Source organism: Pseudolactococcus yaeyamensis, from assembly GCF_054658615.1.
The window spans coordinates 16,127-31,848 of record NZ_BAAGGP010000028.1 but is presented as its reverse complement, the minus strand read 5'-3'; the positions used below and the strand labels follow the sequence as shown (position 1 = coordinate 31,848).

Sequence of the window (15,722 nt, the reverse complement as noted above, 5' to 3'; positions counted from 1 at the left end):
CGAGAAATCGAGTGAAGCGATTAACCAAGTAGGTGTAGGCAACAACGCTGATAAACCTGATAATCTCGGCAAAGGCGATGCGGATACGGTTGAAACTGCGGTCACGCTAGATGATAAAGCAACGACTGTCAACTTCAAAATCACGAACAATGACTCTGAGCCACTCACGCAAATCCAAGCCACAGATAAGACGATTGACGGAAAACAGGACGTCAAGGCGCTTAAATGGCTCTATAAGGACAAGGCACTCACGATTAACAAAGCAGGCGAGTTTGAGCTTGACGGTAAGCTGCTTGTCCTCCAAGTCGGCGAGTTTATCTCTGGAACAGGAACACTTGACAAGTTAGATCCAGGCGAAACGCATGCGGATGAAATCACGGTATCTGCCGTTGGTGTGACTTCTGGTACTCAAGTCGGTGATAAGGATAAGTGGCACGCTAAACGAGTAGCTGCGTTACCGATGACATTCTTGGATAAATTATTGCCTAAAACAGGCGAGGCTCGCCTTTACTTGTTACAAATTTTAGGTGGCGCAAGTCTAGGTATCTTTTTCTTCATCAATCGTCGCAAATTGAAAGCACGCTTTGTCAAGTAGGAAATGCTATTTCCCCAAACCATGACTGGTTGTGCATGCGAATAGGGCGCAAAGCCTATTAAACTAGATATAGAAGGAAAATACAGTATGATAACAATCAAAAAAATAGCTAGTATGGCAACACTCATGTTGTCTTGTTTAGCACTTTCAGGTGTTGCGACACCTGTCCATGCGGATGAAGTCGCTGATAAAGCCTATCAAGTTATCCGTGGGGATTTTGGCAACGGACAAACCCGTAAGGACAAACTAGGAAAAGATTATAGCCGCATTCAAAAGAAAGTGAATGAGCTGTTAAATCAAGCGAGTGTGCCTGTGCCTGAAACAGATAAGGCACAAAACACACCTGCCCCAAACGATCAGTCGTTTTCTTCAGTAAGCGTTTCAGCACAAACGCAGTATAGTCATACAACAACTGACCATTACGAGGGACAATATTATGTGATTCCCTCATCAATCCCAGAAGTCGTTAAAAATGCAAGTGGGACAACGGTAACAGGAACAATTTCACGCCCTGGTATTGGTCTTGAAAAAGGCACAATTTCGCTTTTTTATGTCTTAGATTTTGATGCAAAAGGGGGCTACGTTTCAGGGACTGTGACAAGTTCAGGATATGTTGATGCAAGTATTACGTTGACGGTAGGGCAAAGCTATGTGGGTCAAACAGTCAATTTCTTGACGACAACAGGTGGTAATGCCAATTCAGGGTCATATATCTATCCGATTTCGGTTTCGATGACGATGAATTAGTTTAAAAAAAGAAGGGACAACAAGTGAAAGGTATGAAGCATAAACTAGTCCTGATTTTTGCCTTGGTTTCACTTTGTTTTGGTATCGTCTTCTCAATTCTGATAAGTCAGCCAAAATCACAAAGTCAAAAATTGCCAGGGACTTATCAAGGTAAAGAGGCAAATGTAAACAAATCCACCTCAAAAACTAAAGCGACATCAAGCGCAAGTAATCAGTCAGATGAGTTTTCAACACGCTTATCTGAGTTTTATAGTCAGTCTGTTTCTCGTTCAAAAAGTAAGCCTGAGAGGTCATCATCTTCATCGATGTCGTCCACGACAACTGCTGTGTCAAACACGTCTTCTGATAGTCCGAAAACATCGACAACAGATGTGCCACAAGTCGCAAGTACGACAACAGCGCAGGCAAATGAAGTAGATGTCTACAATGAATCAATCGCCCAAAGAAATGTGGAGATAGACGCTTATAATGCAGGTGTGAGAGCTTATAACGAAAGTTTGAGGAAATAAATGGCGCATAATGAAATGAAAACAGAACCCTATCAAACCTTACAAGAGAAGGTCATGCCAGAGGCTGCAGACTACATCAAATCACTTTTGAAAACAGATGAAACCAAAAGTAAGCCAGAATTGGTTTGGGCTATTGTCAAATTAATTCAACCTTTTGGTCGCTTTGAACCCCTAAAAAGTGTAGAAGAGATTGAACGAGAATTAAAACAACCGCCAAAAGTAGAAGAAAATCCGTGTCTTAAAAAGAGAATTAGACCCGATGTAGAAGACTTCATCAGGGCATTTTTTAAAACGGATGTATCAAAAAGCAACCATGAAATGGTATGTGCCATGGCTGAATTGATCAATGCTTTGTAATGCTTAGAAAGGAAGGCTATGGCAAGTACTAAATTACAAAAGTTGCGCAAACAAGCGCACAAAATCGCAAAATTCAAAAATGAAAATTTGGATGCCTTACTTGAAATCTTTTATCAAGATTATATTCAAGATAATTTTGATGATATTTTAAGCGAGCTTTCAAAAGTCAAAAATCAAAGTGAGGTTAAAGGAAAAAGAAGCTGAACCAAAAGATAAGGCTTCAAATCCTCATGAAACACCACACACGACAAGAGAAAATGGAGAATCATAATGTTTAATGAACTTTACCAAAAAACGTATACTGCAGCACCGCCAACACTTGATACTGTTGTCAAAAATGATAAAGTCGCATCAGGCTTGGGCTGGATGGTCATTATCTTGGGGGTTATCTTTATCGTCGCAATCATCTATGCTGTGGCTAAACTAGTACCGATTGCCCATGGTTTCATGAACAAAAGCTCTCATAAAGCAGAAGAGGCAAAAGATGCCTCAGTTAATTATGTGATTGGTTTATTAGTGCTACTCATCGGACCAGTTATCGTGACGGCTGTCTTTGGTTTCACAATGGGCGATACGATTATGAACGCTGTGAATACAGCACTTACGGGATTATTCAAATAGAGGAGTAGCTCATGACAAGAAAGATAATTTTTAAGTTACCTAAAAAGTTTCACAAAAGATTATCTCTCACTCAAGCAGCAATGGCGCTTAATCGAGCGCCTGCTGTTTTGAAAGAGATAAAAGAGTTGATACAAAAACATGGTTTAGCCTTGCCTGTCACGATTGAAATCGTGGATGAAACGGGAGAAATTGAATTTACAGGGGCTTATCGCTTTAATGGCAGTACAAGTGCTAACTTGCTTGTCTTAGTCAGGGATAAGCTATTTACGCCTGAGATGGCTCAGATTCCTACACTTGAAAAAGAGAAGTTTCTGGGCATCATACAAGATGATTTAGCACTGCCTTTGGCAGAAGAAACAGATGAAGCAGCTACGGAGGTGGTAGATGACACGATGTCAAAAGAGAAAGCTGAAACGCCTTCTAAAATCACCAACAAGCCTAAACGTGTCATCTTTCGTCGCCTGCTGTTTTCTTTGATAGAAATCATGTTTTTACTGGTGCTTGCTTTTGGATTTAGAATGTTGCTGAGACAAAATGTTGCACCGTCATATTTTGTCGGCATTGGCACAAGTGTGCTCATGTTTTTGGGATTGATAAGTGTGTCGCTTTATCTTAAAAAGATGTCGGGCGCACGTCGCTTTGAAACACAAAACTCAGAAATTTTGCCTGACTATGTTCCTAAGATAGCTGAAGAAGATTTAGCAGAGTTAGAAGCGGACTACCTACAAGAGGTATCTGCTGAAAACTTGCCTTATCCTATTGAAGAAACGATAGAGGCTATCATTCCCCAAGAAGCACCTGTTTCAGAACCACCTAAGCAGAATCTGGTAGAAGTCAAAGAAAAGCAACCAGCAGAATTTAGAAACAATCAAACCGTTATCCCAATCAAACACCATCATAAAAAACAAAACGGAGGCACCCAGTTGAGTTTAAGCAAAGCAGATGTGACAAAACGTGAATTGAGCGAACATTTGAAACGCTCAATGTCACAAGCCACAACCACTATTCAAAGCCAGATTGATGATAAACAAGCAGAATTTTTTGACCTGTGTCAAAATATCAGCTCCTTAGAAGATGTCAAGCGTTCACAGATCTTAATTGATGACATTTATCAATTAGAGGTCAGCCTTGAAGCTTTTCAAAATGGCGAGCTAATCGACGAAGCTGAGGCACCTGCCCATGCACAGACTTTATGAACAATGGAAACAGGTTCTAGCCAGTAGAAATTTTCTAATCGCCCTGTTCTGTTTAAGGGCTGTTTTCTGGATGTGTCTCTTTGCCTTGCTTTTTAACCTCGTCTATTATGTGATGGATTTAGCGACTTTCATCAAGCACCATGGCTTTCAGGGCTTTGGCGCTTTTTTCTCACAAACGATTGAAGTCGCTAAAAGTACCTTTCCACGTCTGCTCTATCTGTATCACTCACGGTACTTGTTTGTGGAGATAGGCATCTTTTCTATTGTGTTTCTAGTTGTCCTAGTTAAATCAGGTAAGCGTGCCTATACAAACTGGATTGCTTACTCAGATATAAACAAAGGTACTAAGGGGACAAGTCGTTGGATGCAAAAAGCTGAAATAGAACGCTTATATGATACCTTTGATTTTGAAATGACACTTACAGAACCTCAGTTAGAAAGAGGCGGTTTTCCTGTTACGATATTCGAGGATAGGGTCACCATGGCTGTTGATTGTGATAATACCAATCTCAAAATTATTGGGACATCTCAAACAGGTAAGACACAAACGATGTTCTATTGGAGTCACTATTTAAATAGTGTCAGTCAGTTTCCAGATTCTGAACTTGTCAATGATCTTAAAGGCGATATGCTGGTTAAAACATTAGGCAGTCCTGCAGCTGAAAAATTCGATATTTACGCATTGAATTTCTTAAACCCCAGAAATTCAATTCGCTTTAATCCGTTTGGTGTCGTCTTACGCTATGCGCAAAAAGGTCAGATGGAAGAGGCTGAAATCGCACTTAATGGTCTTGCCATGAACTTGTTTGCGAATGAGGGTGGTAAAGACCAAGAATTTTATGATGCCGCAAGTGGTCTATTTACGGCTATCGCTTTGGTTCTTTTGAAATTTGCGATTGAATACAATAATCCTAAGTGGTTTACTTTGACTGGCTTCTATGACCTTGTCGCTAAATATAGTGAGCGAGTTGGAGAAAACGAAACAGTTTTGTTAGATGAGTATATCAAGGCTCAGCCACCAAGTTCAAGTATTAGAAAAAACTACTTAACTGCACAGGTTGCGACTAAAAAGCAAATTCAATCTTTTTATATGATTTTAGCATCGAGTATCAAAAAATTTGCGAATGAAAGTATTTTACAACTCACAAGCCATTCAGATTTAGATTTTGAGGCGATGGGGTTTCCTGAAAAAGGTCAAAAGCCTATCTTGGTTTTTATCTCTTTTCCCTTAAAAGATAATATCTATGAGCCGATACAAGCTATGTTTTACTCGCAAATGATTTCAGTTTTGACTAAAAAAGCACAGCTCACTCGTGGACAAAAGCTGAAGCGTAGAGTACGTTTGTTGCTTGATGAAGTCCAAAATAGTCCTCGTATTGCAGGATTAAATAGTGTTGTCAATGTCGGGCAACAAATCGGTATTTTAGTGGCACTGGGTCTTCAATCTTTAGGCGGTTTTGCGGAAAAGTATCCTGATAAAGAAGGTGCTGCTATTTTGAATGGGACACCTGCGACTTTTTATTTAATGAGTGAAGAACCAGAAGATGCGGAATCCTTTAGTAAACGTCTAGGCGATTCAACCGTTGTCAAAGTGAGCAGAAGTGGCGATCCACTAGATTCCGATAAGAGCTTTACAGAGACAGAAGATGACAGACGTTTGCTCAAACCAGAAGAATTGATGCGGTTAGCCATGGATGAGGCTATCTTTACGAATGTTAAGAAAAGAGTAGATAAGGACGGTAAAGATGTCGTCCCTAATCCAATCTTTTCTCGTAAATATCGGAAAATCAAAAAACAAGATAGGCCAAATGAACCTAAAATCAAGAAATGGTTAGGGATTGCTCAAAAGGAAGAAATCACAGAGTTCTCATCTTACACAGAGCTATTACCTGCCCATAAAGCATTATTTAAAGGTAAAGACCATGAGTATTTTGATGATAGAGGATTGGGGATAGAAGATATTGACTTACGCAAAGGCGAGATTGAAAAAGATGCCTATGGTCAAGAAATACCTTTTAACCATGATGATTATCGTATCCCTCATGAGATTGTCGAAGCAGAATTTATGCTTGCGACAGGACTTAAAGCTGATGGAAAAAGCGCAAGTAAGCCAGATTTAAAGAATGCAATTAAATTGATTGCCGATAAAAAAGCAGCTTTTGCCCAAAAAGGAACACCAGTTCCTGAGGCTAAGGTTGTCTCAAAACAAAAGAAAGAAGAAACCATGCCACAAGAATTAAATGAATCACTTTCAAAAACAGCTTTTGAAACAAACAACACACAAGGTGTTAGTGAAAAAGCGACTCAAGATATCAGTCAAGTCACCGTTGAAGCGGTTTTAGGGGAGCGCTATGACGAAGTCATGCAGCTACTATCTCCAAAACAGCGGGATTACTTTAAAAATTATCCGACCCCCTACACTGTCTTCTCAGATAATATCTTGAACAGTAGTCAAATTTCAGAAGAAAACAAATCCAAAATCAAAGCGATCATTCAAGAAGTCGCAAATGGGTCAAGAAAGTAGCGTATGGCTGACTTTATTTATAGAAAGGAGGCTATATGGAGCTTAGTAATGTCCCTAACCTTACGGGACAAAGCGCACCGAATGCTTATGCGCAATTAAAAGATGTCGTCTATCCTGACAAGACGGATGCGAACTACTTGAGTACGCTCTTGAAACTGGAGAAAAATGGGAATCTCTCCATTACCAATGGGACGGTAGACGGTAGTATCATCAATATCTTTCGATCAATTCAATGGGCAATTATCAAAGGATTGGTCTCACTATCTGATTTGATTAACACGTCAGTTGTTAGCACCTTGTCGTTTTTGAACTTTGCGGATAATGCGACCTTTAAACAATTTATTGAGCAGTTCATGCCACTTGTGATTATCTTATCGCTCATTTTCATGGTATTAGCTGTCTTAGTCGCCATGAGTAAAAAAGAGCTGCCAATCATCGATGTCCTAAAGAATGGTATCTTTTCATGGTTCGTCTACCTTTTGTTACCTATCCTTATGACTTACGGAACAGCAGCCACTCAGAGTTTTGTGGCGGGGTACAATCAAAGTAACAGCTCGCCTGCTCAGATTATTGTGAAAAATAATTTGTGGGATCTCAGAGCCATGGATAAAGCGGGTTGGAATTTCACGACAGTTGAGACGATGATGAAGAACGGAGATGGTGCACCCAACTTTTTGACTGGGACTTATCTAGCAGATGGTTCCGTTACTTTAACGACAGATGATATTGGCCTAATCGATGTCAATACCAAGCTGTTGAACAAAGAAGAAAAGAAACTATCAGATTATGGGCAAAAAATTGTCTCGCACGGTGTCGCAACACCTACCAATACGGAGTATGTTTATACGCCTACTTTATACACATTAGATGATGATTTATTTGCGGAAGATACGCATTACTATGCTTTTTCCTGGAATTTCTGGACAATATTTTTTAGTCTCTTAGCCTTAGTGGGTGTGGGTATCATCGTGATTTGGCGACTGTTCCAGTTAGAGACCGAAATCATCATGACGTGGGGCGTAGGCTCACTTATGGCACTCTCCCAATGGGGAACACAAAAGCGGAATGTGGAAGTGATTCAAAAACTCTTTTTCGGCTTTGTGACACTCTTGTTCACGGCTAACCTACTCCAGATTTACGCCTATGGTCTTACCTATCTCAATACATTACAAACGACAAATGATATAAATGGTGTTGTTTATATTATCGGTCTCTTAGCCTTTTCTTTGGCGATTGTGGATGGGCCGAAGATTTGGCAGGATTTATTTGGTATCAATGCAGGGTTATCTTCTAGTGTTGGTAAAACACTAGCGATGTTGCAAGGTGCTAGAATGTTAGGTGCTTTAGCTCAAAAAGGTATTGGTGCAGCTGGTAGAGGATTGGGCGGACTTGGTGGCTTATTCAAGGGTTCAGGTGGCGATAATGCAGCACCTGAGATGAAAGACCCAAGCCCTGATACTGAGAATAGACGAGATGTGACTCCTGATACACCTGCGCTAGAAACTCAACCACAGGGACTAGAAGGCAATCAACCACAAGGGTTAGGCTATACGCCTGAGACAGATGCTAATAGTGACCCAGAAACAGGTGGTACAGGTGGTAATGATGGAAATGGTGGTGGGACTACGCCACCAGATGGAGGCGACCAACCTCAACCTGAAACACCAGATGACAAACAAAACTCTAAACAGAGATTTAGATTAACGCCTGATGGCAATATTGAACCTATTCCTATTGATGAAGATAATACACCTGAAATGAAAGATGGCACAGACACAATGTCAGATAGCCCTAACCATCAACCTCAGATGAAACCAAGTGTCAAAGAACACGCATCATCACACCAGGGACAAGCTGAAAATTTCGGAGAAACACAACCTGAAGACTTTGGCGATGATGATTGGTCTTATTTGATGGATGACATACCACCAGAGTTTTAATACTTCCAGAATATGAGAGGAAATACGAAATCTTGAGCAATTTTGAACATCAGTGCAAAGTATTAAAACAAGAACTTGAAAAATTAGAGCGTATAAAGGAATTTAAGGAACAAGAACTCGAGAGAGTTCGTTTAGCTAAAGAGGAGGAACTTGAAAAATTAAAAGAATATCGCAGAGAAACAGATTTTTACGAGAATATTCAAAAGCAAAATGTTCGCTTAACACAAGAAATAAATCAAGTTAAGGAAAAGAATGAGGCTTTACTTTCTCAATTAAAGAATGAAAAAGAAAGACTTGAAGAAACAGCGCATGCAAAGGATGAAATTTCTGATAAACTTACAAAACTTCAAAATCAAAGTTTAATCAGTAGAATTTTTAATCGTTGAATAACTAACAAAGAGCAGCGATAGTTGCTTTTTTCTATACCCTTCGAAAGGAATATTATGAATAGAAACGAAATGCTTAAAGAAAAAATCACAGCACGTCGTCGTGAAATCAGGGCAATAGATAAAGAAATCGAGAAAGAGCAGGAGGAGTTATTGGAAGTCAAAATAGAGCGAATTTCTGCTGGAGAAATTGCCCGTTATAAACGAGCAAGTCTGATGGAAGATTTGGAAAGGGCAGAGGCTGCTAGAAAGAATATGTAAATTTTTTTGAATAGCTTGACTGAAGAGTTGAAAAATTAAGGCATGAGAAATCTTTTACAGGTTTCTCTTTTTTTATATTCAGAAAGAAGGTTTTTTAATGGCTTATACAATGCCTGATAAAATTGAAGATAACTTTGAAGATGGTAAGGGGTTTCGAAGTGAAGACAGCAAACCACTGGGTGTGTTATTACTTTTTGGCTACTCTTTACCGTGTTTTTTCTTAAAGGCATCATCTTGAAAGGTGCTTTTTTTCTCTTCATTGCAATTCCAATTTCTTATTGGCTGCTTTTACCTGCCAAGAAATACGGTAAGACGATGAGGAATTGGCAAATCTATTATACCTATTGTTTTAGAGATAAGAAAACCTATCTCCCACCAAGAAAGGATGACTATGAAGTTTGACACGATCACAGCTAGTGAAGACTTGAAGAAAAGTAAGCGAAAGACAAATCGATTTTCTCGTCTTTTAAGGAACAACCGCCAGAAGCAAGGCAATCTGGAAGAGGTTTATCCAGTTAAAAATATCGATGACGATGGCATGATGTTGCTGTCGGTTAAGAATGATTTAGGTCAAAGTTTTGAGGAGTATAGTTACTATATCAGTGTTGAACCTTATGATTTGACGAATATTGCGCCAAATGAATTGGCAGAGATTCAAAAGCAGTATGCGACCCTTCAGCGGACATTTCGTACAAGCATGAAAGAGATTTATCTGTCCTTTCCTGAGGATAATCTCAAGCAACAGGCGCATATCAAGAATTTAATCGAGAAAACGCATGATAATTTCAAGTTGGCTTTCCTACAAAAGGAATTAGGTAAACTCAAGTATCTTGAAGAAACGCATATTTCTCAGAAAAGTTTTATTCAGATTTTTGCGCCGACACCTGAAAAGCTCAACAGGAGATGGCAAGATTTTCAAGATTCTGCTAACAAACTTTTTAAACCAACGCTATTAGGGCGAGATAATAGCTTAACGATTTTATCTCTCTTGAATAATGGGTTTGAGGGGCTTAAACGGACGACCGACTTGATAGAAGGGACGTCAGATGATAGCTTACTTCAGTTGACGAACCCTTTGGGCGGTCTGTATTTCAGTTACTCGCCCACAAGCTACATCCAAGGGGCTAAACACCGTGCAACGATTACGATTGAAGCGTTACCGACTAAGTTACTCACTTATTGGGTTTCCAATCTATCAGCACGAAAAGCTGTTGACACGGTTGGGATTGATTACAACTTTGATGCTAATTACAAGGCGATTTCAGCTATTGATTCAACGATAGCCGATTATCAAAAACAGGCAAAGAAGACAACCAATCAAACGACACTTGATTTTTTTGCTCACCAAAGACTATTGCTGGGGCAGCTTGGGCAAGAAATATTAAACAATGGCGAGATTATCAAAGATGTCAAAATCAAGCTACACCTTTCAGCTTTTTCAGAAGAAGCACTAGGTCTTAAAATTCAAAGCACCACCAATGAATTACTTGAGAAAGGCTACACGCCAACGGTCATCTTAAACAACTCTAAACGAGATTATCAAAGCCTCTTTATCAGTTATGCCATGCAGTATAGTACTGATCAAGTCTCTGTAATCGGCAGAAAACGATTGCCTGCAGCAGCGATTGCGGAAGGTTTTAGCCATAATAATATTTCGCTAAATGATGAGCAGGGCTTTGTCCTTGGCAGAAGTGCAACAGGCGGACTGCTCTATTTTGACCCCTTCACTAAGTCAAAGGATAGGCTAAGTTATAGTCTTTTTATCTCAGGCTTTTTAGGGTCAGGGAAATCAACCTTTCTCAAAAAACAGATGTTGAATAACTTCATTCGTGGTGGTTTAACCTTCTCCTGGGACGTTAACGGTGAACAGAAAAAACTTGCGGATAAGTTACACGGTAGCTATGTCAGACTAGATGGTTCGGACGGCATCATCAATATGTTGCAGGTTTTCGCACTCAAAACGTTTGAGCGAGACGATAGTATTGAGATTGATATTGAAGGCTCGTTTAATACGCATTTAGATGCGGTTGTGTCTCGATTGAAGTCAGTCGGGGTATTTGATCAGAAGATGACACGAGGTATCCGTGGGGCGCTGTTAAAGTTCTATATTCATTATGATGCGGTTTATGATTTTAACGCTTATCATGCACGTGGACAAAAGATTGTTGATGTGACAGCTTTTGAAAATACAGCCTATCCAACCTTTGATGATTTATACGACTATCTTCATCCGATTGTGACGAGTTCGTCAAGCGATATTTTGGAGGATGACTTAGCAGCGTTTAAAGAACTATACTCGATTGTGCGAGATTTGATTAACCAGTATCGTCAGGCTTTTGTTGGACACACGACACTCGATAAACTTGTCGATAACAAACTTGTGATTTTTGACATCACTCGTTTGAAAGACAGTGGCGTCAATGTCAACGATGCCATTTTCCACATGTCTTTATCACTTGTGACATCGCTTGCGATTCGTCATGGTCAAATTGAGAAACTGGCTTATGAAAGTGGTCAGAAAAAATGGTGGGAAATCGAACGTGTCTTTATTGCGGTTGACGAGTGCCACAATGTCGTTCGTCCTGAGAAGTTTTACAACGTTTCAGCGTTTGCGGTTCTGCAACGTGAAGCACGTAAATTCTTTATCAGCTTAGCGCTTGCGACACAGTTGATTGAAACCATGTTCCCAACTGACTTAGTCATGCACGATGAAGCAGCACTTGCCATGAATGAGATGCGCTCTATTGTCGGTCTTGCCCAATATAAAATCTTTGGCAAGCAATCTGAGACGTCGATACCAACCCTCGAGAAATATTTCTCAACTTATTTGAACCCTCGTGATTACAAAGAAATGCTTGAGTATGAAACAACTAAAAAAGGTTCTAAAATGAAAATGATTATATCAGGTGGCAGGGCTTTTAACTTTTTGCACCAAGTTTCTCCAGAAGAATTAGCCATGTTTAGCGGAGGTGCTTAATGCGGGAGTTCCTCAAACGACATCTCATCAAAGCGCTTGTTGGCTTGGTAGGCGGACCGCTTGTTGCTGGTGTGGGGTTCTTTCTTATTGTCTATATCATCTTGTCAGGTGCTGTAGCAGACAAGAAAGCTACTGATGCAGGGGCAAATACAGGAACGTTTTATGTGCAACATTGGTCAACGGATAGCGCTTATACGCACAATCTATTATGCCAACGCTACGGTATCACAGCTGAGCAATTAGATGGCTTTTTAGGCACAACAGGCATTAGCTATGATAAGAATCGCATCAATGGCAAACGACTACTTGATTGGCAAAAAAGAAGCGGACTTGATGTGAGAGCGATTGTTGCGATTGCGCAAATGGAATCTGGATACGGTACAGCAGGTGTCGCAACGCAACCAGGTGCCAATATGTTCGGTTATGGTGCCTTTAATGACAATCCAGGTAATGCCGCATTGTTTAATGATGAAGTAGCAGTCGTTGGGTTGACAACTCAAACCATCATCTTCAATAAAAATACAAGTTTTAAAATTCAAGATGATAAGGCGAAAGCACTCGCTAATGGTACATGGGATCCAAGCCAAGGTGGTGTCTATTTTACGGATACGAGTGGCAGTGGCATGAGACGTGCAGATGTCATGACTAGGCTTGATAAGTGGATAGACGAGCATGGTGGTACACCTGATCCCCCTGGAGGATTTGGTTCTTCGACTGGTTCAGGTAGTATCGCTAGTCTTGCTAGTCAAGTTGGCAAGGTTATCGGCAGTGGTGAGTGTTATGCCCTAACCAGTTATTATGCCCAACAGTTGGGCTTTGGGGCTTTGAGCGGACACATGAATGCCTCTGACATTGGCAGTGATTATAATTGGTCTGCGAAAGGTTGGACAGTCATTCACCATCCAGCCCCTAATCAAGTGAAGGCAGGAGATATTATTAACTTTAAAGGATATGGCAAAATGACCCAAGACGGTGCGACTTTTACCTTGACCCAATGGGGACATACAGGCGTTGTTTCACAGACCTTTTCTGATGGTACCGCAAGCTATTACACGCAGAACCCAGGACCCGTAAATGTTGCGAAAATTGATTTAACGAGGTGTGATATTACTTCAATCATTCATCCACCCAGCCATTAAGAACAGGAGACAATATGGAAAAACAAACAAAGAAAACAATCGGTATTGCGGTAGGTGTGATCGCCTTTTTAGCAGTTGGCTATCTCGCCAATAAATACCTTCATCCGCCTAAAAAGGCTGTGACAGTCAGTGAATTTGTCAAGGATGTCCCCAAAAAAGAAAAGGCGGAGCAAGATAAGACAGACGAAAAAGTAGATGTTTTTGACGATGCTGCAGTCAAAGAAAAGCTAGGGTTGCCTTCTGATGATGCAACTTCAAGCGGTACACCTGTAAGTGAGAGTAGCTCAGCACCTTCTAGTTCAGAAAGTTCTATCAAGCGAGTTGAGGACAGCCTGACAAGTTATTTCACGGTTGATTTGGATCAGGAGAAGATTTCAAAACGCAATCTTTTCCTGAAAACGGCGCTCTCGCCTGAACTTTATGAGAGCGAAACTATTGAACGTAATAGTCAAATTTTGGAGCAGATGCTTGATAACTGGAATGAAAAAAAGCAGCTTGATACAAATCAACCAGTCCAATTATTGAGCCAAAGTATTGACAGTTTGACGGTTTATTCCGACACGAAAAGCCTACAAGAAGTGACACATTTGGCAGTTCAAGTGAGTTTAACTTTGACAAGTCCGCTCTCAAAAACGCCTAACAAGGTCACACGTTGGTACGAAGTCGAACAATCTGGTGGGCTTATCACAGCGATTAAATTGATAGACGAGAAAGGAAACTGATGGCAAAAATTTATCAGATGAGTAAAAAGCAAGTCAAGAAATTGCGTAAGAAAACGCCGAATGACCTGCTAAAGAAACGCTTGAAACTGTTTCTCCTTGTGATGGCGCTCTTTATCTTAAGCCGTCCGATTGGTGCGATGTTTTCCAATGACAAAACTGAAAATGGTTCGCAGATTGGGGCTGAAATCTCAAAAGGCAATGAGGTTGTCGTCAAGCTCGCAGCACTTAAAAGCTATGACAAAGAGGAGCTGTTAGAAGTCAATTTGCTTGTGGACGTGCCTGCTAATAGAGTTGACTTTGAGTTAGCGCCTGAAGTTTATAACGCCAAGAAAAAGCGCATCAAGAACGTTGAGATTGTCAAAATCAATCCTAATTTTTATACGCTTTTTATTCCCCAAACAAAATCAGAAACCTTCCAATATTACATTGGGCTACCTGAAAAGGGGAACGTTTTAGACACCGTTAGCTTTGACGATAGGGCGACAGGTTTTACAATCACACCTGCAAAAGCCGAAGAAAAAACAGCGTTCACAGCTCGCAGTATGGCAGATTATGACTTACAATCTCGTGAATTATTATCGCTTAATTACTCGGATGGCATCAAGGCACTTGAAAAAGAACAAGCAGCATTGAGAAAAGAAAACGACAAATTGAAAGCCAAAAACGAAAAGTTATTAGCTAATGCCAATAACTTAACGACAGTTGAAAAGGAGGCAGTCGCCTCAAGTATTGCGACAAACAATCTGTCAATCAAATCAAATGAGAGTTCAATTTTGGACAAAGAAAAAGCGAAAGCGCCTATTCTTGAAAAGCTAAAAGCTCTCTCAGGAAAAGAGGATAAGGGATGATTGTCTTACTCAAATTTTTGTTTCTCTTAATCATCGGTCCTTTTATTTTGGCAAGAGATATTAACCTGTTTAGATTTTTGACTGAGGTAGAAGGCAAGACTAAGGCAGAAGTCAAGCAAGAGAAAGAGCGTTTCTACACTGTAAAAATAGGTCAATTTATGGTCAACTATTTTAAAATCTTAAGGTTGAAGGATGGAAAAATGTTTTCTTTAAATGGTGTATTTGAGCAACTTGTTAAACGACACATAGATGTTTTGAATAGCCTATTGTTGTGTTTAATCATTAGCTTTCTCGTAGATTTGTCAGGTGTGACATCTTTTATTTACAAACTTTTACCACAGTTTATACTAGACTATTTGAACAGTTTGACGATCAATAGCTCAGATGTTTCGAACCTGCTAAAGTCACTTTTGTTTTTGTGTTTTGTCTTATATCTGATGACAGTTTGCTTATATTTCTTTGATAAACTTTTGGAACACTTTGAAAATGATTCAACTTTAGTAAAAAATATGTTGGTTAGACTGGTTGGTTTTTTAGTCTATTCGGCTATCATCACTAACTTTGTTTTGGTCATCACTTTTTTATATCAATCGATTATTTTGAACGTTACAGCTATGAATATGCTAGAAAACTTATCGAAAAGTTTGACTACTTTTGAATCACTTGCTTTACTTTTTAATGCAGCGTTGTGGTTGATAAATGTTGGTTTCTTTTTTGAAATGTGGTCAACTCGCCATCAAATAAAATGAAATAAGAGTGGCCAGTTTGGACATCTCTTTTTTTGTTTTTGTGTTTTGAAGTGCGATAAAAAAGTGATACAAAAAAATACGTTGTAACATGTTTGTAACATGATTTTTGAGCCAAAACAAAGATTACAATTGGATGACAAACATTGACCAA

The 15,722-nt window shown here is 39.8% G+C and carries 17 protein-coding genes; all 17 read left to right on the top strand.

Annotated elements, in window-relative coordinates:
- The coding region (locus tag ACYQ21_RS07165) for an LPXTG cell wall anchor domain-containing protein (RefSeq protein WP_460056948.1) at positions 1-595 on the top strand (595 nt) is incomplete at its 5' end.
- Between the two features lie 87 nt (positions 596-682).
- The gene (locus ACYQ21_RS07160) at positions 683-1,342 is read left to right on the top strand and encodes a hypothetical protein (RefSeq protein ID WP_460056945.1); all 660 of its coding nucleotides are present in this window, start codon (positions 683-685) and stop codon (positions 1,340-1,342) included.
- Between the two features lie 32 nt (positions 1,343-1,374).
- Positions 1,375-1,851 carry a hypothetical protein gene (locus ACYQ21_RS07155; protein ID WP_460056943.1) on the top strand — a complete coding sequence of 159 codons (477 nt, stop codon included), beginning with the start codon at positions 1,375-1,377 and terminating at the stop codon, positions 1,849-1,851.
- Entirely contained in the window at positions 1,852-2,208 is a 357-nt protein-coding gene (locus ACYQ21_RS07150) for a hypothetical protein (RefSeq protein ID WP_460056941.1), read from the top strand.
- Between the two features lie 18 nt (positions 2,209-2,226).
- On the top strand, positions 2,227-2,412 hold the full coding sequence (locus tag ACYQ21_RS07145) for a hypothetical protein (protein ID WP_460056939.1): 186 nt from the start codon (positions 2,227-2,229) through the stop codon (positions 2,410-2,412).
- A 66-nt stretch (positions 2,413-2,478) separates the two neighbouring features.
- The gene (locus tag ACYQ21_RS07140) at positions 2,479-2,829 is read left to right on the top strand and encodes a hypothetical protein (RefSeq protein ID WP_460056936.1); all 351 of its coding nucleotides are present in this window, start codon (positions 2,479-2,481) and stop codon (positions 2,827-2,829) included.
- 11 nt (positions 2,830-2,840) lie between these two features.
- Entirely contained in the window at positions 2,841-4,025 is a 1,185-nt protein-coding gene (locus ACYQ21_RS07135; protein WP_460056934.1) for a hypothetical protein, read from the top strand.
- Complete coding sequence (locus tag ACYQ21_RS07130; protein WP_460056932.1) at positions 4,009-6,549, top strand: type IV secretory system conjugative DNA transfer family protein; 2,541 nt, start codon at positions 4,009-4,011, stop codon at positions 6,547-6,549. The genes ACYQ21_RS07135 and ACYQ21_RS07130 overlap by 17 nt, the downstream gene beginning before the upstream one ends.
- A 35-nt stretch (positions 6,550-6,584) precedes the next feature.
- Positions 6,585-8,489, top strand: a complete 1,905-nt coding sequence (locus ACYQ21_RS07125; protein ID WP_460056930.1) for a pLS20_p028 family conjugation system transmembrane protein — start codon at positions 6,585-6,587, stop codon at positions 8,487-8,489.
- Between the two features lie 32 nt (positions 8,490-8,521).
- The gene (locus ACYQ21_RS07120; protein ID WP_460056927.1) at positions 8,522-8,875 is read left to right on the top strand and encodes a hypothetical protein; all 354 of its coding nucleotides are present in this window, start codon (positions 8,522-8,524) and stop codon (positions 8,873-8,875) included.
- A gap of 57 nt (positions 8,876-8,932) precedes the next feature.
- Positions 8,933-9,136 carry a hypothetical protein gene (locus ACYQ21_RS07115; RefSeq protein WP_460056925.1) on the top strand — a complete coding sequence of 68 codons (204 nt, stop codon included), beginning with the start codon at positions 8,933-8,935 and terminating at the stop codon, positions 9,134-9,136.
- A 97-nt stretch (positions 9,137-9,233) separates the two neighbouring features.
- A complete protein-coding gene (locus tag ACYQ21_RS07110) occupies positions 9,234-9,374 on the top strand; it encodes a hypothetical protein (protein WP_460056923.1) in 141 nt (46 codons plus the stop codon).
- A 153-nt stretch (positions 9,375-9,527) separates the two neighbouring features.
- Positions 9,528-12,113 carry a hypothetical protein gene (locus ACYQ21_RS07105; protein ID WP_460056921.1) on the top strand — a complete coding sequence of 862 codons (2,586 nt, stop codon included), beginning with the start codon at positions 9,528-9,530 and terminating at the stop codon, positions 12,111-12,113.
- On the top strand, positions 12,113-13,252 hold the full coding sequence (locus ACYQ21_RS07100) for a CHAP domain-containing protein (RefSeq protein WP_460056919.1): 1,140 nt from the start codon (positions 12,113-12,115) through the stop codon (positions 13,250-13,252). The genes ACYQ21_RS07105 and ACYQ21_RS07100 overlap by 1 nt, the downstream gene beginning before the upstream one ends.
- Before the next feature lie 14 nt (positions 13,253-13,266).
- Positions 13,267-13,974, top strand: coding sequence for a hypothetical protein (locus tag ACYQ21_RS07095; protein WP_460056916.1), 708 nt, complete (start codon positions 13,267-13,269; stop codon positions 13,972-13,974).
- Positions 13,974-14,822 (top strand): hypothetical protein, encoded by an 849-nt coding sequence (locus ACYQ21_RS07090; protein ID WP_460056914.1) that lies wholly within the window; start codon positions 13,974-13,976, stop codon positions 14,820-14,822. Before ACYQ21_RS07095 ends, ACYQ21_RS07090 begins: the two co-directional genes overlap by 1 nt.
- Positions 14,819-15,571: a hypothetical protein gene (locus ACYQ21_RS07085; protein WP_460056911.1), complete on the top strand. Its 753-nt coding sequence runs from the start codon at positions 14,819-14,821 to the stop codon at positions 15,569-15,571. Before ACYQ21_RS07090 ends, ACYQ21_RS07085 begins: the two co-directional genes overlap by 4 nt.
- The last annotated feature ends 151 nt before the right edge of the window (positions 15,572-15,722 follow it).